This is a genomic window from Pseudoalteromonas sp. S4492 (genome assembly GCF_005886115.1).
Classification (GTDB): domain Bacteria; phylum Pseudomonadota; class Gammaproteobacteria; order Enterobacterales; family Alteromonadaceae; genus Pseudoalteromonas; species Pseudoalteromonas gelatinilytica.
Genome location: NZ_PNCP01000005.1, coordinates 1 through 19,473 on the forward strand (window position 1 = coordinate 1; position 19,473 = coordinate 19,473).

Here is a 19,473-nt window from a genome sequence, read left to right on the forward strand (position 1 = left end):
ATTGAACGACTTTTATTTTAAATTCGAGCGAATGTTTGCGATATGGTTTTACTTTCATGGTTACTGGCTCCAAAAAGGTGTCTACTTTTATGGAGTCAGATCAGATCGGTGCGGTTATTGGTTTTTGAAACCACCCTCAGCAATTCAATTCGTAAAGGTATTGTAGGAGGTACTTTAGTGCCGAACTAGCAAAACCTACCCAAATAACACCAAACCAGCAATGCTGAAAAACATAATTCATGGCTAAAGCCATTCCTACGGGTACATTTTGCCTAGCGCCTAGCGCCTAGCGCCTAGCGCCTAGCACCTAGCACCTAGCACCTAGCACCTAGCACCTAGCACCTAGCACCTAGCACCCAGAGCCTATAACTCAAATCTAAGTACCAATTCAGCCTTTATTAAAGCAACTTTTGTTCTATTTATAAGCGGTCAAGTTCAAACTATGCTTAGCCTACAAATAACCACGAAAAATGTGTGCTTATTTGGTTGAAAATTAATCATTTAAGACTAGAGTACGATGGTGTTTGAATACATCTTATAATACAATTTGCGGTCTGAACTATAAGTGAAGTCAATCACTTAGTGCACAATATCGGTAGGGTAGCATAGCGTGGGTACATACGACTTAAAGCGTATTGTTGAAAGTATTTCAAATCTTAAAAGTGAGAACTTTTATAATGCAATATGCCTGTCTTTATCAGAAGTGCTTGGTGCTTCTCATGTTTTTTTAGCTCAAGTCGATGAGTCAACTTTGTATGCAACGACTATAGCTTTGTGTGCGCATGACGAAATTGTTGAAAACATCAGCTACGATATCCGCTGTACGCCTTGTAACGATGTCAGCTGTGGCAGTATCTCTAGTTTCAGCTCGGGTGTTCAGCAGTTATTCCCAGATGATCAGATGCTCGTTGATATGGGTATCGAAGCCTATGTGGGTGTGCCTTTACAAAGTATATCGGGTAAAACCGATACCATTCTTGTCGCGCTATTTCAGCATGAAATAAATGATGCGATGCAAATTGAGTCTTTTTTCTCGTTATTTACTGGTCTTATCCAGCGTGAAATCGAAAAAGATCGCTTTATAGCTAAATTAGATTTCTCAAACCAACTGATTGAGCAAAGTCACGAAGCGATTTTTATTTGCGACCACAACGTACATATTACCTACGCGAATACCGCATTTACTAAAATGACGGGTTATTCATTGGATGAAGTCTTAGGGCAAAATCCAAAAATTTTAAGCTCAAACAAGTATGACCCGCATTTTTATAAAGCAATGTGGCACCAAATTAATACTGAGGGTAAGTGGTCTGGTGAGATCACTAATAAAACCAAACAAGGTAAGTTGTACACGCAGTTTTTATCGATAACCAAAATGCAAAATAATGGTGAAGATTGCTATGTGGCGTTTATTTTGGATATCACCGAGAAAAAAGAAGCTGAGCAGAAAATTTATTTTCATGCAAACCACGATCAACTCACCGGTTTGACCAATCGTTTTTACTTCAAAGAGTACTTATGCCAGTTGCTATCATCTTTGTCTTATCAAGATGATGAGAATACTAACTTAGCCGTGATCTACTTTGATGTTGATAAGTTTCAAGATATCAACACCGTTTATGGCTTAACCTTTGGTGATAAGGTTTTGTGTGAGCTTGCAGAACGCCTCGACGGTAGCTTTAAAGAATCGGCTTTTTCACGTATCGATGGTGATAGTTTTGCTATCTTACAAACTTATCAGCATGTCAGTGAACTAGAGCATGTTTGCAAACAAATTACCGCGTTACTTGTTGAGCCTGTTTCTATAGGCGGCATTAGTCAGCAGGTTTCAGTTACGCTGGGCATTAGTCAATTTGAGCAAGCTGGAACGGCGACTTCACAAGAAAAAATCGAAAAAATTGCTCGTCGTTTAGTTCGCCAAGCTGAGCTTGCTACCTTGAATGCAAAACAGACAGGCGATGAATATCTGTTTTTCTGCAAAGAGATGGATAACAAGGTTAAAAAGCACAACTTACTGGTTGAGCAGCTTACACAAGCCGTAAAGAACAACGACATAGAAGTGTATTTTCAACCTATTATTGATATTGAAAATAACACGGTCGCTAAATTCGAAAGTTTAGTGCGTTGGAATAACCAAGGGCAATGGGTATCACCTGCTGAGTTTATTCCGTTAGCAGAAGAGTCGCGGGTAATTATTCCCCTCGGTGAACTTGTATTGATTAAAACCTGCCAGCAAATAAAGGCGTTAGAAGCACAAGGTTATGAAAACTTTGTTTTTAATGTGAATCGTTCTTTATTTGAATTTACTGAGTTTAACCCTGAACGTAATGCATGGCTTGAGATTATTAAAGGGCAAGGGGTTAAACCATCACAAATTTCATTTGAATTAACTGAGAGTGTTTTAGCGCCAGAAAATACGAATCATCTCGATGTGTTAAAGCAGTTGAAGCAAGCTGGGTGTTTAATTTCGTTAGATGATTTTGGTACGGGTTATTCGTCTCTTAGCTACTTGCGTCGTTTTCCGGTTGATGTACTTAAACTTGATAAGTCATTTATTGATGAAGTACATGTTGATTTAGGCGACGAAGCGCTGGTTAAATCGATTATTCAAATGAGTCGTGTACTGGGTATTAAAGTCGTTGCAGAAGGAGTTGAAGAGCGCGAGCAATTGGCTGTGCTTACTGAAGCCGGTTGTGATTATATCCAAGGTTATTACTTTTCTAAGCCGTTGCCAGCAAATGATGTAGTGCCATTTTTAACGCAATTCTCTCGAGAGCAGTAGTTAATTACGGTATGATTTTGACATCAATCAGTTAGCAAACCTTGTGATGTCAGAATTAACCGCAAAGCAAAACATAAAGGCGATTGTTACAGCGATAAAAGCCGAAGAGCAATCGCTTAGAACGCGTTTCCCTATTCTTAACCAGCAAAACGCCATTGCGATGATTATTCTGCTGGCGTCGTTGTGTTCACTAATCGCTGTTGCAACACTTTATTATTTAGCGGTTATTCCCTCGTGGCTGTGTATTATTCTGGCTGCCTTTATTACCTCGATATCGCATGAGCTTGAGCATGACCTTATCCATAAGCAGTATTTTAGTAATCGTCCTTTTATACATAACTTTATGATGTTAACAGTGTGGCTTATGCGGCCAAATACAGTTAATCCTTGGTATCGCAGAAAGATTCATTTACATCACCATAAAGTATCCGGCACCTCACAAGATTTAGAAGAGCGTTTAGTGGGCAATGGCATTAAATCGCCATTTTTAAGAGCCTTGGTCATTACTGATGGTCTGCTAGGTTTGCTAGTTAACACCAAGCGATTTAGTAAAGAAATTAGCGGTTTTAAGTTTTTACGGGTGTTTAATGCAGGCTTTCCGATTGCAACCGCGTATTTTGCGATTCTTTATGGGGTAATTGCTTATTACGCAGTGCAGTTTGTACAGCCATTTACATTGCCGCCGTGGGGAGCTGAATTACTGGCGGGAGCCGAGTTTTTAATGGTGATACTTATTGTGCCTAATATTATTCGTTCGAGTTCTCTTAACTTAGTGACATCCTCAATGCATTATTATGGCGGTGTAAATAATTTACTTGAGCAAACGCATGTGATCACCAGCCGTTGGTTTTTACCGTTTCAGCTATTTTGTTTTGATTTTGGTCGCACCCACACAATCCATCATTTTGTGCCGAATCAGCCCTTTTATATTAGACAATTGATCAGCAAAAAAATACGTCCTATTATGGCCCAGCATGGGGTACGTTTTAATGATTTTCAAAGCTTAGAACATGCCAATCACTACCCTGTAAAAGGGCAATCATCTCAACAAGGAATTTAATATGAAGGTCACCGGCCGTTGCCATTGTGGTGAAGTCACTTACCACGCAGAAGTGGATGAAAATAAAGTGATTAACTGTCACTGTACTGACTGTCAAATTATCTCGGGTGCGCCATTTCGCACGGTTGTGGTGTCTATGCCTGATGGGGTTACCTTTACAGGTGCTGAGCCAAAAGAATATATAAAAATTGCCGAGAGTGGTAATCAGCGTGCGCAAGGGTTTTGTGGTAACTGTGGTACAGCCTTATACGCGACTTCTGTAGGTGCAGGTGAACGTATTTATGGCTTACGTATTGGCGCTATAGAGCAAGCTGATAAGCTTATTCCAAAAGCTCATATTTGGTATCGCTCACATAAACCTTGGCTCGATAACCTTAGTAATATGAGCGCCTTTGAAACCGCCCCTAAATAGCTGCGGTTTCATATTTATTGTTGGCCGATAGTGATATTTCGGCCACTTAAGTAACCAAATAAAGCACACAATAGGCTTGATGCAATACACAGCCAAAGTGCTCCCGCCCAGTTATTAAAATAACTATGTAAGGCGCCCGCAATAATAGGGCCTGTTGCAGCCAATAAATACCCGATACATTGCGCCATACCCGATAACGCCGCAGCTTGCATTGAGTCATGAGTGCGCAGGCTTACAAATGATAAGCCCAAGATAAAACAGGCACCTGAGCAAAACCCTAAGGTGACTGACCAAAGCATCGCAAAACTAGGCGCAATTAATAATCCAACAGAACAAAGCGCGCCAAGTAACGCTAAGCTTAGGGTTAAGATGCGTTGATCTTTTAATTTGGCAAGTAGTGGAATAAGCACAATTCCTGGCAGCGCAGAGGCAACTTGAAAGGCGCCTTGCAAAGCACCCGCATGCTGCGCACTATGGCCGCCTTCTATTAAAATGCTGGGTAGCCAACCTAGCATGATATAAGTGAAAAATGAGTTAAAGCCGAGCAATAAGGTGATTTGCCAAGCAAGTGTAGAGTGCCAAATTTTGCTTTGTGTACTGTTTGAAACGGATGCCTGTTTTGGCATGGTATGTTGCTTAAGTTGTGGCAACCACACCACAATAGCCAGCACAACCAATAAGGCATAACTGGCAAGCGCCAATTGCCAGCCAAGTTCTTTGTATTCAGCTAGCGGAATGATGAGTGCTGAATAGCTGCCACCAAATATACCCATTGCCAAAACATAACTAGACGTCATTACTGCTACTTTGTGTGGAAAGTCACGTTTTATCAAGCTAGGTAATAGCACATTACCAATCGCGATACCGACACCAATTACAGCGGTGCCAATAAATAGCACGGTGGCAGAATCAATAACTCGAGAGACAACCCCTATGCCTATGAGTACCAGGGCAATGAACAGTGATACTTCAAGGCCGCACTTTTTAGCAAGGCTTGCTGCCATAGGCGAGGCAATAGCAAACGCGATTAAAGGTAATGTCGTCAACATGCCAGCTTGTGATGCATTTAACTTAAATTGTTCAATGATCTGTTCAAGCACCGGTGCAATACCAGTGATAGGGGCACGTAAACTGGCTGCAATAAGAAAAATGCCCAGCACTAAAAGAAGGTTACGAATTAGATTTTGAGAAGATGTCACGCTGTTTAGGAGTAATAGCAAGAGGTACATTTATCATACCAAAACACTAAACAGCGTGGGTGAACTATGAGATAGCTCACCAAAAAATGCGGTTATTTAAAACTGATAACTTGCTGATAACATGGCATTGCGCGGTCTACCTGGAAAGTAGCGGTCGCCACTAAATGTAGTGTAGTCAGCGCGCTCTGCATAACGCTCGTCGGTTAAATTGTTTATTCGCGCAGTCACCGTTAGGTTGTCTGTTAGCTGCCACGCCGCTCTTAAATTTACTAATGAATGGCCTTCGTAACTATGCTGGTTTTCAGGATCAGTAAAGTAGCTGCTGGTGGTATGTAACTCAAGGCCAACACGCGTTATGTCGTTTGCTTGCCATAGTAGCTGTAAGTTAGCGATGTTACGTGGTGCAGTATCAATGAGATTACCATTGATATTAACTCCGCTAAGTAATTGGTCATAACTGTATGTATGCTTGGCGTGGCTCGCGGCTAACTGCATCGATAAGCTAGGCGTTATGGCATAGGCTAGTTCAAGCTCAATACCACGATGCTGGGTTTGGCCATCATTGACGTAATAAAAATCACTGTCTCGGAAAATTACGTTCTTTTTATTCATTGCATAAAAGCTAACTACATAATGCAGCTGTGCTTGTTGACCTTTTAAACCAAGCTCTAGGTTTTTAGCTGTTTCAGATTTCAGATCTGCGACATTTTGCTCGCGCTGTAACTGATAAAGCTCTGCCGCTTGCGGTGCTCGATAACCTTCTGATGCATTGGCATAGATAAACTGGTTTTCAGCATATTGATAGCTTAAACCAAGCTTTGGCGAGAAGTTAGTAAAGCGATTTACGCCGCTTTCTGGTCGAGAATAGCGACATCCGCCCATGGCGCACTCTGTGCCATCATCTTTTGTACGACCAGCCAACATATGGTTGTTGTAGTCATATCGCATACGCTCGTATCGGCCACCCAGGCTGATGAGTAACTCATCAAGCTGCCAATCAAGGTTAACAAATGGTGCTAATAGGGTGCTAGTTACTTGATAGTCATAATGTTTACCTAGTGGCACGGTGGCGACTAAAAACGCTGAGCCTTCAGTTGGGCTATCTTGATATTGTAAAAAATCAGCATCCGTAAGCTCACCATCAAAGCCAACAGTTAACAGGCTAGAACCTGTTAACTTATGCTGCCAGCTTGATTGTATACCAACACCTTGCTGAGCATTTTCTTCAAGGGGAGTACCCGGTAAAAAATGCTTAAAGAAGGTCATGTCTTGGTCGCGGATATAAGGCGTTATGGTAAAGCTGTTAGCCTCATCTTGTGTCCAATTTAGCTTCGACCAAACACGTAAAGAGCGGGCTTTACGAAATGCATCTGGGGCAAAATTAGACTGAGCTATTTGCTCATCTTTATAGCTTTCAAAGCCTTCAATAAAACCAGCCGTTTGTTGATCTAAATGGGTGTAAGTCAGGCCTGTACTTACGTTTAGTTTTTTGCCATCAAAACGGTGACGTAGCGAAAGTTTTTCTTGGTCAACACTTTCATCATCACGATAACCCGTATCTCGGGTGATCGTAGCATTAATGCCTAAACCTTGCTGGCCAAAGTCACGCCCCGTACCTAGTTTGTAGCGGGTGTAGCCAAACGAGCCGTAATCAAAACCAAGTTGGTTATAGTCGTAGGTTGTATCTGGGGTGATTACGTTGATCACACCATGCACAGCGTTTGAACCATAAAGTGCAGAGCCCGGACCTTTCAGTACTTCGATGCGTTCAGCCATTTCAGTGTGGGCTTCGAATAATTCATTGATGTTGCAAAAACCGGCTGCGCGAAGTGGAATACCGTCTTCGGCAGTGAGTAAGCCGCCACAGGCACCTGCGCCAGAAAGTACAGGTGAACGTAAAGCGGGTAAATACTCTTGTCCGTTACCATGTTGAAGATTAGCACCGGCCACTTGCTTTAGGGCTTGTTCAATATGAGTTGGAGCGATAAGAGCCAGTTGCTTTTGTGAAATACTGCTGACGACAACAGGCAATGGATCTGCCAACACTTCGCTGCGCGAGGCGGTCGTTGTAATATGTTCTAGCTCATTATTAGCGAAAGCTTGATGGTTAAATAATGAGGTGCTCACAAGCACTGAGAGTATCGACAACTTCATGAAAACCCTTTGGTTAGGTACAACAAAAACCAAAGGGTATCTGCTTTTTAGGATGGGTAAAAGCTTTCGCGATTAATAACTTTGTCTGTTATGCACTACGGCGATGTACGGCAAAACCTGCCAGTACTGCCACTAACCAGAATAAGCTACTGCCGCCAGTACCATTTCTGTGCGTGACATTAGCCACTTTTTCTTCTTTTACGCGGGTTTTAAATTGCGCCAATTCAGCATCGAGATTCGTGATCATGTCATCAACTGCACCATTAAAGCTTGCTAGTGACTGCTCTTTAGCGACTTCATCGATGCCAATCGCTGTGCTGCGTTGCTCTGCTTTATGAATACCTGGCGCGCGAAACAGCATTTTTCGGCTTTTTACGTCAAATACGGCGGTATCTACAAAGGTTTGTACTGAGTTTTCATTGCCCGGAATCACATATAAACCAACAATCGTTAGATATAAAAACGCAGCGTTATTTTCTAAGCTTTGCGACACTTGGTCGTACGAAACAAGCGCCATAATATCCACATCATATAAACGAGAAACTTGCTCTAATGCGGTAAATCCTTCACTACCTTTTAAGTAAGTGCTTGGGATCACTTCAATACGGTCTATGTAGTCATATTGCATAAACTGCTTTTTAACTTTATTAAGCAGTGCGACTTCATCCCCATGATGCAAGCCATCATTGTACTTGTTAGGGATAAAGGCAATCCCTACTGTGGCAGGTAAGTTCAAGGTTGGAATCGTTGCTTGGTGTGCAGCTCTGTCTTGTTGGTCTGGGTAAAGGTACTCAACCAATGAACTTGATTGCGTTTTTTGATTGCCATATTGGCTCATCATGGCACTACAACCTGTTAGTGCAGTAATACTAATTATCAAACACCATTTTAGTACATTCATAAATTATCCTTATTATGTAGTGAAGAAGCGTTTGTTTATGTTGCAAATATAAAGACAAACACTGCAACTGGAACTGTAACTCAGACTTGATTTTTCGTAAATAGTGCCAAAGATGTTTAAAGAAATGTAAAGATTGGCTTTCTAATGTGTTGATATGTAAACAGTTGCGTTTTTAAATTGTAACCCTTCATCTATGATTCAGGCTAAAACGTTAGGCTTTTTATCAAGAGCAAACGTTGAGGGTCTCTATTATGAATAAATTAATTACTATCTCAGTTGCCGTTTTAGGTTTGAGTTTGATACCTATGGAAGCAAACGCGAAACATGATCGTGACCATGATAGATACGAACAAAAACACGAACGCAAAAAGCATAAACATAAAAAACATCACAAGCATCACCATCATGACAGACATGATCGCCATGACCGATATGACTATTACAGCTACCGTGATTTACCACCCGGTTTATACAAAAAAGTAGGACATGGTGGTGGCTTACCACCAGGTTGGTATAAGCGTTATCACCATGGTGATATTCTTGACCGAGATATATATCGCCATGGTCGAGTGATTAAACGTCGCGACCGAAATGGCATTATTGCCATCGAAATCGATGACCGTCTTATTCATTTAGTACACGATACGCGAGAGATTTTATCAATCGTTACTCGCCATCGTTAATCCTGTCAAAAGCCGCTTAGCGGCTTTTTTTAGCTTGTTTCATACCCAGTTCAGAAAAACTTGCTACGCTTAATTGGGACTAATAAAAGGAGCACTCGCATGAAAGCATTGTTAACAGTTGCAGTGATTGGTTTAAGCCTAGTGACGGCTGGCGCACTTGCAAAAGATAAAGACAAGGATAAGGACAAAAATAAAAGTCTGCCACCTGGCCTTGAAAAGAAACTTGATAATGGTGGTGATTTACCACCTGGTTGGCAAAAGAAATTACGTAAAGGCGATATTCTTGACCGTGATATTTACCGCCGCGGTAAAGTGATTAAATCACGAGACAGAGATGGTCTAATTTCAATTCAAGTCGACGATACTGTCGTGCGTGTAGTGGAAGATACCCGAGAAATTATTTCTATTCTGAGCCGCTAGTTTTGCTTGAATCGTTCATGACTTATGGATTGAGTTCACTATTGGCCATGCTGCTAGTGGTCTCAATCTTGCCATTTTCATATTCCCAACATTATTTAATTCGCAGTTGTGACTTTGTACGCTTGCAAGTGGTTTACCTTGCTTGTGCGAGTTTAATTGCTGCAAGCTATTTAATCAGTCCTACGGGCTCCGCGCTTTATATTGGTTGTGCTCTGGCGAGTATCGTCGTGTTGCTTTTACAAGTCGGCTGGATTTACCCTTACACAAGGCTCGCTAATAAAGAAGTTGCCTCAAGCAATAAATCCGATAAGCACAGTATTCGTATTATGTCGGCAAATGTACTGATGTCGAACACTGAATATGACCAACTCATTGGTTTAGTTAACACGCATCAACCTGATTTACTCATTACGTTAGAGTCTGATCAAACTTGGCAAAATAAACTGAGCAGTTTAGAACAAGAGTACCCATATCGAGTGTACTGCCCAAAAGATAATCGTTATGGCATGCACTTGTACAGCAAGTTTAAAATTAAACAACAGCAAGTTTGTGAGCTTATAGAAAGCGATATCCCCTCAATCCATATTTTGTTCGAAGATGCAGATGGCGTAGAAGTACAAGGGCACTTTATTCATCCTGCTCCTCCGAGCCCCACAGAAGAAGACAGCTCTCGACCGCGTGATACTGAGCTGATAATTTTAGCGAAAGCACTTAAAAACAGACAGCGACCTTGTATTGTTGCAGGAGATCTAAATGATGTTGCATGGTCGCGTAGTACCCGCTTGTTTATGCGTATTAGCGGTTTGTTAGACCCACGTAAAGGTCGCGGCTTTTTTAATACCTTTCATGCCAGCTATTTCTTTATGCGCTGGCCGCTTGATCACCTTTTTCATAGTAATGAGTTTAGTGTTAAGCGTATTGAGCGTTTGGCAAAGTATGGTTCTGATCACTTTGCACTGCTTACTGAGCTTGTTTATAACCCCGACTCTGACAATCAAAAACAACAAGAGCAGATTGATAAAGAAAAAGCCGTGGATGAGTTAAAAATGCCATCAGCCTCTAAACAGCAAGTGCCAATGTTTGATACCAACCCGCAATAATACTTAATCATTTTGAGGGATAAAACCTGTCGCTAACTGCGTTAAAAATTTCTCATTTAGAACAACTAAATAACGAAATTTTTGCCTTGTTATCAACGAGGTTTTATTGCCTCAAAATAGACTACTTAATTAAGCGGATTGGTATGAAAAGTGATACGTTTTAGTATTAAAAAGGGCTCTAATGAGCCCTTTTTGTGGTTAGTCGTTGACCATAATAGTTTTGATATTAACAAATTCTCGTAGTCCAAAGCCGCCGTGTTCACGGCCATAGCCACTGTCTTTTACACCACCAAATGGTAAGTTCGGCTGCGCAAGGCCATAGCCATTGATATTCACCATACCGGTATCAAAATGGTGTTTTGCAAGTTCAATGGCTGCTTGTTCATCTTTTGAGAAAATACCGCCACCAAGACCATAGCGTGAATCATTAGCAATTTGCATTGCTTCAGCGTTATCTTTAGCCCTGATAAGCGATGCTACAGGGCCAAATAACTCATCATCATAGGCGGGCATGCCCGGTTTTATATTTTCAAGTAGAGTCGGGGTGTAATAAAAGCCTGAGTGTTCGGCAACTTTACCGCCGGTAATAATGCTCGCACCTGCATTGACTGATTCAGTCACTTGCTGATGAAGCTTATCGCGTAGATCTTTACGGGCCATTGGGCCGAGTGTGGTTTTTTCATCATTCGGATCACCAAGAACAACCTGTTCAAATTGCTCTTTAATTAGGGCTTTAAAATCATCGTATAAGGCATCAACCACAATAAAGCGTTTTGCTGCAACACAGGTTTGCCCGTTATTGATCAAGCGCCCTTGCGTACATGCGGTAATCGCCGTATTTAAGTCAGCATCATCGAGTACAACATAGGCATCGTTACTGCCAAGTTCGAGTACCGTTTTCTTAACCTGTTTACCCGCAAGCTCAGCCACTTTTTTGCCTGTTTCGTCGCTACCAGTAAATGTCACGCCACGAATAGCTGAGTGCTCAATAAGCTTGCTTGCGGTTTTGCCGTCAATCAGTAAGTTTTTAAAGCAATAGTCATCAAAACCTGCTTGAGTAAATAACTGCTCAATTTTTTCGGCCATGCCAAATACATTGCCTGCATGTTTTAGCACCGTGGTATTACCCGCCATGATATTCGCGCAAGCATAGCGAATAACTTGATAAAGCGGGAAGTTCCAAGGTTGGATACCTAAAACGACACCGATGGGTTGATAGCTGATAATTGCGTGCCCGTCTTGCATATCACGGCTTTCATCAGCAAGCACTTTGGGCCCTTGCTCAGCGGTATAGCGACAAATTGCAGCGCAAAGCTCAACTTCTTGTAGGCCTTGTTGATATAACTTACCCATTTCATCGGTCATCAATTGGGCTAATTCTTGTTGATTAGACTCAATCACTTGTGCAAGTTGATTGAGTAATTTAGCGCGCTGTTTATGGGATGTGGTGCGCCACTTTAAAAAAGCTTGATGACATTGGTCAACTTCACTCTGTGCTTGTTGCAATGACAATAAATTATACGTATTTAAGGTTTGCTCATTGGCTGGATTGATTGTAGTTACAGTATCAGTCATCATTATCTCCTTACAAAATTGTAGGAAAAGGTTTGCAAGGCTAATACCTAATTTTCGATATTTTATCTATATGATTTAAATGCCTTTTATTTTTATTTAATCTTAACTAGGCACTCTTTTTTCTGTAAAAACTGCAACAGGCTGCAAAACTTACAAGGAATACGTAATGACAAACTCAGTGTTAAATACCGAACTTGCGATTATTCAAGCACCGATGGCGGGTGTGCAAAATGCCAAGCTGACAGTGGCTGTGTGTGAAGCTGGGGGGCTTGGCTCGTTACCTTGCGCTATGCTCTCGGCTGAGCAGCTTGTCTCAGAGCTTGATTACATTAGTCAGCAGACGGATAAGCCGTTCAATCTTAATTTCTTTTGCCATCAAACACCTGACTATTCACTGGCTCAGCAAACTGCTTGGCATAATGTGCTTACACCTTATTTTGATGAGTTTGCTGTCGATGTCTCACAATTTACCCGTAACGCCTCACGCCAGCCAATTAATCAGCAAGTGATCGATATTATCGCCCCTTATAAGCCTGCTGTTGTGAGCTTTCACTTTGGTCTGCCAAGTAAAGAGATTGTTTCTCAAATAAAAGCATGGGGCGGGGTCGTTCTTTCATCAGCCACAACGTTAGATGAAGCGCGTTGGTTACAAGCAAATGGTGCCGATGCGGTTATCGCACAAGGGATTGAAGCAGGCGGCCACCGCGGCCATTTTTTATCGATGGATTTATCGCTGCAACCAACCACAGCGCAATTGGTGCGAGAGTGTGTAAAGCTTGATATTCCCGTTATTGCAGCTGGTGGAATTTGTACAGCAGAAGATGTAGCACACTATCAAGCATTAGGTGTAGCAGCAGTGCAGGTAGGGAGCGCTTACTTACTTTGTGAAGAAGCGACAACAAGTGCTTTGCATCGTGAAGTATTAAAAACAGCAGCACCAAACTCAACCGAATTGACGACATTGTTTTCTGGCCGCCCGGCACGAGGAATACGCAACAGAGTGATGCAAGAGTTAGGCGCGATGCCAGAGCAAGCGCCGCCTTTTCCGTATGCGTCGATTGCGATGACGGCATTACGTGCAAAAGCAGAGGCTAAAGGTGACAGTGGTTTTTCACCGCTTTGGTGTGGTGAGCGCTTTGTGGTTCGAGAAGGTATAAACGCCAAGCAAATGACTGAATTACTAATGCAAGGTTGGCAATCTTGATAGATACCCAGTTACTTCCGCTCGGTGATAGTTACCATCAACTAGCCTGTGAATTTCGTAACAAGCTTGCTGGGCAATGCGCTATAAAGCGTTACGCTAAAGGTGATGTTTTATTGCAGCAAGGCGACGAACAAGATGCAGGTTACTTAATTATATCAGGGGTGCTTGGGGCATTACATGCATCATCGCAAGGTGCGCAAAAGTGTAAAGAGTTCTACTTTCAAGATGAATTTGCACTGCTATATGGTAACTGGTTAACCAAAACCCCAGCGCTTTACCAGCTCAAAGTGATACGTGATGCTGAGCTTATTAAGGTGCCTTTGGTTTTACTTGATAGTGCTGACTGGCAAGCAATTAAACATCAGTTAGTTAGTCAGCAATTATTGTTTAAAGAAGCAAAAGAAGCGTTTTTATTACTCAATACCCCTGAGCAGCGTTATCAATATTTACTGGAACAAAAACCGCATTGGCTTGAACAACTGAGTTTAAACGAGGTTGCTATGTATTTAGGGATTTCTGCGATTTCTTTATCGCGAATTAGACGGCGTCTTAACTTAAGTTAAGGCGTAGCAAAATAGTGAACATTACACTACTGATTTTTCAGGAGTCGTTATGTTTATTTTATCTCAGAGCCTAGTTGCCATTGCCACATTACTCGATTTGGCTTCTTTTCAATTTAAACAAAGACAGGCAATTTTAGCTTGTTTGTTTAGCTCGGTTTTACTGACATCTGTGCACTTTATGTTGCTCGAAAACTTTAGTGCAGCAAGCTTAATGCTGATTGCTGCACTGCGTTATGGCTATTGTATTTTTGCCCGCAAAAGCTGGGTGATGATAGCTTTTATGCTTTTGAGTATTAGCGCAGTACTATTTACTTGGCAAAGCTGGGTGAGCTTTATCGCGCTGTCGGCAACATTACTGCAAACCTACGCTTCATTCCAAGGCAAAGACTTTACCTTACGTATACTGATGATTGTTGGCACGATTGGCTGGATAGTCCATAACATCTTGGTTTTTTCACCATTGGCAGTGCTTATGGAGACGGTCTTTTTAATAAGTAATTTAGTGGGCTTATGGCGCTTTTATGCTCACCCTAAGCCCGCTTAAATTTGATTTAAGACTTACCTAGAATGCGGCTCAGCATGCCATCTTTGTCAACAAACTGGTGTTTAAGTGCTGCGGCAATGTGCAAGGCTAAAATCACCACGATAATAAGCACTGAACTGTGGTGTACAAAGCTGCCTGCATCAGCAAGCCAAGGTGTTTTCTCTGGTGCGCTCAATAGCTCAAACTCAAAGAAGCTAATTGCACGACCGCCCGCATAGCTCATGATAAAGCCAGAAAGCGGCATAGCTAGGGTCGCAAGTAACAATAAGCCATGAGTGAGGTGAGCAACTGCTGTTTGCCATTTAGGCATTGCAGATGTTGCAGGTAATGCGCCTTCTTTAATACGCCAAATGAGTCTTGCAATGGCAAAAACCAATACCACTAAGCCCATTGATTTATGCCAACCCATATAGGTAAATTTAGCGGGGGGCTCGGCAAAATCTGCAACATAAATGCCCATCGCAAATACGCCGATAAACAATATGGCAACGGTCCAATGTAACAGGATGGTTGGTTTTGAAAGGGCAGCTACTTTACTCATGGTTTACTCTTATAATTGGCTTTAATTATAAGTATAGACTGCCACAATGGCAGAGGGTTGCGTAAAGTAATGTAAAGTAACTTAAAGAGTGTCAGCAATCAGCTTTAATAAAAAGGTTTCGCGCTGAATCGATAGGCCCTGTTTCTCACTCATTGCCATGGTGGTTTCGTTATGTGCAATGGCATCAAAAATATTCACCCACTTAGGGTGCATACCATTTTGCACTTCGTAGTGCTCCATTTTTGGGTCTGCAAATTCATCACTAATTTCACAGAAGTAGCAATAGGATTTGATATGAACACAATCAAAGTCGTCTTTATACCAAGGCCTAACTTCTTCGTATAATCCTAGTGGCTGCTTTATTTGAATTTGTTGTGCGCCTGTTTCTTCATGTAACTCTCGTAGAAGCCCTTGCTCAATGCTTTCGCCTTCATCAACGCCACCACCAGGTAGGCTGTAGTCATCATAACGGGCGGTGTATAAAAGTAGTATTTGTTCACCTTTTAAAACAATGGCGCGGGCAGTGTTACGAATAAACACCGTGCCATAGTCATTACTTAAACTTGGGTGAACTACTTTTCTTAATAACTTCATAGGATTACAACTTTAAATTAATGCAAGTACAGCTTAGCTTAATATTGAACGTGCCATAATAACTTTTTTTTCGCATTTAATTCATTATGCTTACCCCAAATTGAAACTAATAAGGTAATATAACTGGAATTAAGAACTATTTAGGTATCTAGCGCATATAGTTTTCATTTCAATATAACTGTGCGTAAAATGATTAAAAAAGCTTAGGGAATGAATATGTTAAACGTACTTTTGGTTGATGATGACAGTGAATTTAGTGATGTAGTTTGTCACATTGTTGAGTTCCTCGGGCACAATATAAATACTGCAGCGAACCTTGCTGAAGCGGAGCAATGGTTTGAAAACAATACGTTTGATCATGTCTTTTTAGATTTTATGTTGCCAGATGGCAGCGGCCTTCATTTACTTGAGCACTTAAAAGCAATCGGTCAATCGCCTCGTGTTACGTTAATTTCAGGTCACCCTTCAGTAAAAGGTAAGCTGGCTGAAATGTGTGAGCCAAATGTCGGCCATCTAGTTAAGCCACTGCAACGTGAAGACATTGAGCGTGTACTTAACCCTAAAAAAGCAGCCCCTAAGAAAAAAGCAACGCCAGCAATCAAGCGCCACTTCGGCACTCTAATAGGTGAATCTGAAGTGATGCAAAAGCTTTACACTATGATTGAACGCGTCGCTGCCACTTCTGCTAATGTGATGTTGATGGGTGAAAGTGGTGCAGGTAAAGAAGTGGTGGCGCAGGCGATTCATAATGCGACTGACTGTGATGGTCCGTTAGTAGCAACCAACTGTGGTGCATTTTCAAAAGAGCTGATTGGTAGCGAGCTTTTTGGCCATGAAAAGGGCGCATTTACAGGCGCGATTGCTCGTAAAGAGGGGGTGTTTGAGCAAGCTGCGGGTGGTACTTTATTTTTAGATGAAGTGACCGAAATGCCAATTGATATGCAGCCAAATTTACTGCGTGTGCTTGAAAGCAAAAAAGTAACTCGAGTGGGTGGCACCAAAGAGCAAGCAGTGAATTGCCGTGTTATTTCTGCAACAAATCGCACCTTGACCGACCTTGCGCAAAACAATGTTATACGTGAAGACATTTACTTTCGTTTAGCGGTATTCCCCATTGATATTCCACCGCTTCGTGAGCGCAAAGAAGATATTCCACTGCTTGCCAATGCCTTTTTAGAGCAGCTTAATGAAGAAAACGGCACTGACTTTAAATGGCAAGCGGCGCAAATCAAAGAGCTTGAGGCCCATGATTGGCCGGGTAACGTACGTGAGCTTCGTCACGCTATTCACCGTGCTTTTATTATGAGTGACCCGAAAGGCTCCGTTATTACATTACCTGATTCATTAGAGTCGCCATTTTCTAAAGTGAATAAAGAGAGTCAAGCAAACCAAGTTGTTGCTGGGCAAACTATTGAAGAAGTTGAAAAAGAATTGATCCACGCGACCTTAGACAAAGTACAAGGTAATAAGACGATTGCAGCACAAATGCTGGGGATCAGTACTAAAACACTTTATAACCGTTTAAATGCTTATGGAGGCATTGGCGAATACAAATAACAAAGGATAACTATGAATAATAACGAGTCTTTACGAAAAATGGTGCATGATGCACGTGCGCCACTAAACCGTATTTCGATGAATGCTGAGTTAGTTAAGCTCGTATTAGAAAATGATATGCCAAAACAAAAAGCACTTGAGGCATTGAATAAAATTATTGCTAATTGTCAGCAGTGTAGTGAGCACTTACAGGAAATAAGCGACGCTCACGCAGCTGATTAAGCACTCATAGATTGAGAAGTAAATGCAAAAACAAAAAGGAAAAATAGCAGTCAGTTGGGCTGGCTTTATTGCCGTGGTGCTTTGTATTGTGGTGGCTAATGCATTTTTAGCACTTAATAGCATTCGCTCACTCACTGAAACACAAAGTAGCCTTGATAATACCAACTCACTCAACACTGCGATTGAGCGTTTGCACTTATCTGTGGTGCAAGCTGAGTCTGGTCAGCGTGGTTATCTATTAACCGATCGTAAAGACTATTTACTCCCTTACAATGATGCGATTGCGTCGATGCAAGCGCAAATCATGCTTGTGAAAAGTTTGCATTCAGAAATACCCGGTCAGGCAGACCGCATTGCGCGGTTAATTTATCTAGTAAACGACAAAGTGGCGGTGATGACTAAAACCACCGATCTGGCCCTTGCAAATAAAGATCTTAAAGCACGCCAACTGTTGCTAACAGACCAAGGCCGCGAATTATATAAAGACATTCGTGTAGCGGTTGATGAAATTCAAATGCGTGAGCTTAACTTTAAAATCGAGCAGTTTGCGAAGCTGTCGCAAATTAAAAACGAAGCAAAGCTCACATTTTTGATAACCGCTGTGACCAGTACCTTATTGATTATTGGTATGTTTGTGTTAACTCGTATTAACCTACGCAACCAAACTAAGTACAGGGCAGAGCTTGAACAACAAAACGAGAACTTGGCGGCAAAAGTCGCAGAGCGCACGCAAGAGCTAACCATCTATTCTGACGAACTAAGCCGCTCTAACAGAGAGCTTGAAGACTTTGCTTTTGTTGCAAGTCATGATTTACAAGAGCCACTGCGTAAGATCCAAGCTTTCAGTGACCGCCTTGAAAAGATGTTTAAAGATGAACTCGGTGAAAAAGGTATCGACTATATTAGCCGGATGAAAAATGCGGCGCAGCGTATGTCTAATTTAATCAATGACCTGCTTGAGTTCTCTCGCGTAACCACCCGGGGTAAAGATTTTACTGATACTGATTTAAATGAAGTTGTTGCAGAAGTTCTTGATGATCTTGAAATTGCGATAAAAGAATCTGAAACCACAGTTAACCTTGATACTTTACCGCACATTCAAGCCGATCCAAGCCAAATGCTGCAATTGTTCTTAAATATTCTTTCTAATGCGGTGAAGTTTAGACGTGAGAATGTTGCGCCTGTGATTGATATTGCATACCAACGAACGTCAGAATTTAGCGAAACTCACAATAGCGATGTGGAGTGGGAAGTTATTACAATTTCAGATAACGGCATCGGCTTTTCTGAAGAGTATCTCGAAAAAATATTTGTTCCGTTTCAGCGATTGCATGGTCGTTCTCAATATAAAGGCACAGGCATAGGTTTATCGGTTTGTCGCCGTATTGTTGAGCGTCACGGCGGAGAAATAACCGCAAGCAGTCGCGTTGGTGAGGGTGCAAGTTTCACTATTAAATTACCCGTGGAAGCATCGCTTTTCACATTACAAGGAGAGGCGTAATGCCACTTAATAAAGTTAAACCAATTACCATTTTAATGGCTGATGACGACGAAGATGATCGTTTATTAACCCAAGACGCATTGGCCGAAAGCCGTGTATTGAACGAGCTGTTTTTTGTTGAAGACGGTGTAGAACTGCTTGAATACCTTGAGCGTAAAGGCAAATTTAGTGAAAAAGAAAACTCGCCTCGTCCGGGCTTGATTTTACTCGATTTAAATATGCCGCGTATGGATGGTCGAGAAGCTTTACAAGCCATCAAAGCCAACCCTAACTTGAAGGGCATACCGGTTGTGATTTTAACCACATCAAAACAAGAAGAAGATATGGTTAAAGGCTACGACTTGGGCGCTGCATCATACATCACTAAACCGGTTACTTTTGAAGGTTTAGTTGAGTTAATGCAAACACTAGGGAAATACTGGGTAGAGTTTGTAGAGCTGCCAACATCACAGAACGATTAA

The 19,473-nt window shown here is 41.7% G+C and carries 19 protein-coding genes; 13 read left to right on the plus strand and 6 right to left on the minus strand.

Features of this window, described 5'->3' with window-relative positions:
- Positions 1–610 precede the first annotated feature (610 nt).
- The 3 genes from CWC28_RS02075 to CWC28_RS02085 are packed head-to-tail and all read left to right on the plus strand — an operon-like array spanning position 611 to position 4,254.
- A complete protein-coding gene (locus tag CWC28_RS02075) occupies positions 611–2,782 on the plus strand; it encodes a putative bifunctional diguanylate cyclase/phosphodiesterase (RefSeq protein WP_105180178.1) in 2,172 nt (723 codons plus the stop codon).
- Positions 2,783–2,828: 46 nt separating this feature from the next.
- On the plus strand, positions 2,829–3,842 hold the full coding sequence (locus CWC28_RS02080; protein WP_138624650.1) for a fatty acid desaturase: 1,014 nt from the start codon (positions 2,829–2,831) through the stop codon (positions 3,840–3,842).
- A 1-nt stretch (position 3,843) separates the two neighbouring features.
- Positions 3,844–4,254, plus strand: a complete 411-nt coding sequence (locus CWC28_RS02085; RefSeq protein ID WP_105180180.1) for a GFA family protein — start codon at positions 3,844–3,846, stop codon at positions 4,252–4,254.
- Between the two features lie 14 nt (positions 4,255–4,268).
- On the opposite strand, the gene CWC28_RS02090 is transcribed toward CWC28_RS02085, so the two are convergent.
- The 3 genes from CWC28_RS02090 to rhlP all read right to left on the minus strand — a co-directional run bounded on the left by CWC28_RS02090 (position 4,269) and on the right by rhlP (position 8,508).
- Positions 4,269–5,483 (minus strand): MFS transporter, encoded by a 1,215-nt coding sequence (locus CWC28_RS02090; RefSeq protein WP_138624651.1) that lies wholly within the window; start codon positions 5,481–5,483, stop codon positions 4,269–4,271.
- Positions 5,484–5,549: 66 nt separating this feature from the next.
- On the minus strand, positions 5,550–7,607 hold the full coding sequence (locus CWC28_RS02095; protein WP_138624652.1) for a TonB-dependent receptor: 2,058 nt from the start codon (positions 7,605–7,607) through the stop codon (positions 5,550–5,552).
- A gap of 88 nt (positions 7,608–7,695) precedes the next feature.
- Positions 7,696–8,508, minus strand: a complete 813-nt coding sequence (gene rhlP / locus CWC28_RS02100; protein WP_138624653.1) for a rhombotarget lipoprotein — start codon at positions 8,506–8,508, stop codon at positions 7,696–7,698.
- A gap of 251 nt (positions 8,509–8,759) precedes the next feature.
- Between rhlP and CWC28_RS02105 the strand changes: the two genes are divergently transcribed.
- The 3 genes from CWC28_RS02105 to CWC28_RS02115 all read left to right on the plus strand — a co-directional run bounded on the left by CWC28_RS02105 (position 8,760) and on the right by CWC28_RS02115 (position 10,711).
- Positions 8,760–9,191, plus strand: coding sequence for a hypothetical protein (locus tag CWC28_RS02105; RefSeq protein WP_105180184.1), 432 nt, complete (start codon positions 8,760–8,762; stop codon positions 9,189–9,191).
- Between the two features lie 99 nt (positions 9,192–9,290).
- Complete coding sequence (locus tag CWC28_RS02110) at positions 9,291–9,611, plus strand: hypothetical protein (protein WP_138624654.1); 321 nt, start codon at positions 9,291–9,293, stop codon at positions 9,609–9,611.
- 17 nt (positions 9,612–9,628) lie between these two features.
- Positions 9,629–10,711, plus strand: coding sequence for an endonuclease/exonuclease/phosphatase family protein (locus CWC28_RS02115; RefSeq protein WP_138624655.1), 1,083 nt, complete (start codon positions 9,629–9,631; stop codon positions 10,709–10,711).
- 198 nt (positions 10,712–10,909) lie between these two features.
- Here the strand turns inward: CWC28_RS02115 and CWC28_RS02120 are convergent, their stop codons facing one another.
- A complete protein-coding gene (locus CWC28_RS02120; protein ID WP_138624669.1) occupies positions 10,910–12,286 on the minus strand; it encodes an NAD-dependent succinate-semialdehyde dehydrogenase in 1,377 nt (458 codons plus the stop codon).
- A gap of 166 nt (positions 12,287–12,452) precedes the next feature.
- Here CWC28_RS02120 and CWC28_RS02125 point away from each other — a divergent pair, with 166 nt between their 5' ends.
- Genes CWC28_RS02125 through CWC28_RS02135 form a run of 3 tightly spaced genes read left to right on the plus strand, consistent with a single transcriptional unit; the run spans position 12,453 to position 14,597 of the window.
- Entirely contained in the window at positions 12,453–13,490 is a 1,038-nt protein-coding gene (locus CWC28_RS02125; protein WP_138624656.1) for an NAD(P)H-dependent flavin oxidoreductase, read from the plus strand.
- The gene (locus CWC28_RS02130; RefSeq protein ID WP_138624657.1) at positions 13,487–14,053 is read left to right on the plus strand and encodes a Crp/Fnr family transcriptional regulator; all 567 of its coding nucleotides are present in this window, start codon (positions 13,487–13,489) and stop codon (positions 14,051–14,053) included. Before CWC28_RS02125 ends, CWC28_RS02130 begins: the two co-directional genes overlap by 4 nt.
- Before the next feature lie 49 nt (positions 14,054–14,102).
- Entirely contained in the window at positions 14,103–14,597 is a 495-nt protein-coding gene (locus tag CWC28_RS02135; RefSeq protein WP_105180187.1) for a YgjV family protein, read from the plus strand.
- Between the two features lie 7 nt (positions 14,598–14,604).
- Here the strand turns inward: CWC28_RS02135 and CWC28_RS02140 are convergent, their stop codons facing one another.
- Complete coding sequence (locus CWC28_RS02140; protein WP_138624658.1) at positions 14,605–15,138, minus strand: cytochrome b; 534 nt, start codon at positions 15,136–15,138, stop codon at positions 14,605–14,607.
- 81 nt (positions 15,139–15,219) lie between these two features.
- Positions 15,220–15,732: an NUDIX hydrolase gene (locus CWC28_RS02145; RefSeq protein WP_063702176.1), complete on the minus strand. Its 513-nt coding sequence runs from the start codon at positions 15,730–15,732 to the stop codon at positions 15,220–15,222.
- A 216-nt stretch (positions 15,733–15,948) separates the two neighbouring features.
- Between CWC28_RS02145 and CWC28_RS02150 the strand changes: the two genes are divergently transcribed.
- The 4 genes from CWC28_RS02150 to CWC28_RS02165 are packed head-to-tail and all read left to right on the plus strand — an operon-like array spanning position 15,949 to position 19,473.
- On the plus strand, positions 15,949–17,289 hold the full coding sequence (locus CWC28_RS02150; RefSeq protein WP_063702178.1) for a sigma-54-dependent transcriptional regulator: 1,341 nt from the start codon (positions 15,949–15,951) through the stop codon (positions 17,287–17,289).
- Between the two features lie 12 nt (positions 17,290–17,301).
- Positions 17,302–17,511, plus strand: a complete 210-nt coding sequence (locus CWC28_RS02155) for a hypothetical protein (protein ID WP_063702180.1) — start codon at positions 17,302–17,304, stop codon at positions 17,509–17,511.
- 22 nt (positions 17,512–17,533) lie between these two features.
- The gene (locus CWC28_RS02160; RefSeq protein WP_063702182.1) at positions 17,534–19,012 is read left to right on the plus strand and encodes a sensor histidine kinase; all 1,479 of its coding nucleotides are present in this window, start codon (positions 17,534–17,536) and stop codon (positions 19,010–19,012) included.
- Positions 19,012–19,473, plus strand: a complete 462-nt coding sequence (locus tag CWC28_RS02165) for a response regulator (protein ID WP_062566100.1) — start codon at positions 19,012–19,014, stop codon at positions 19,471–19,473. Before CWC28_RS02160 ends, CWC28_RS02165 begins: the two co-directional genes overlap by 1 nt.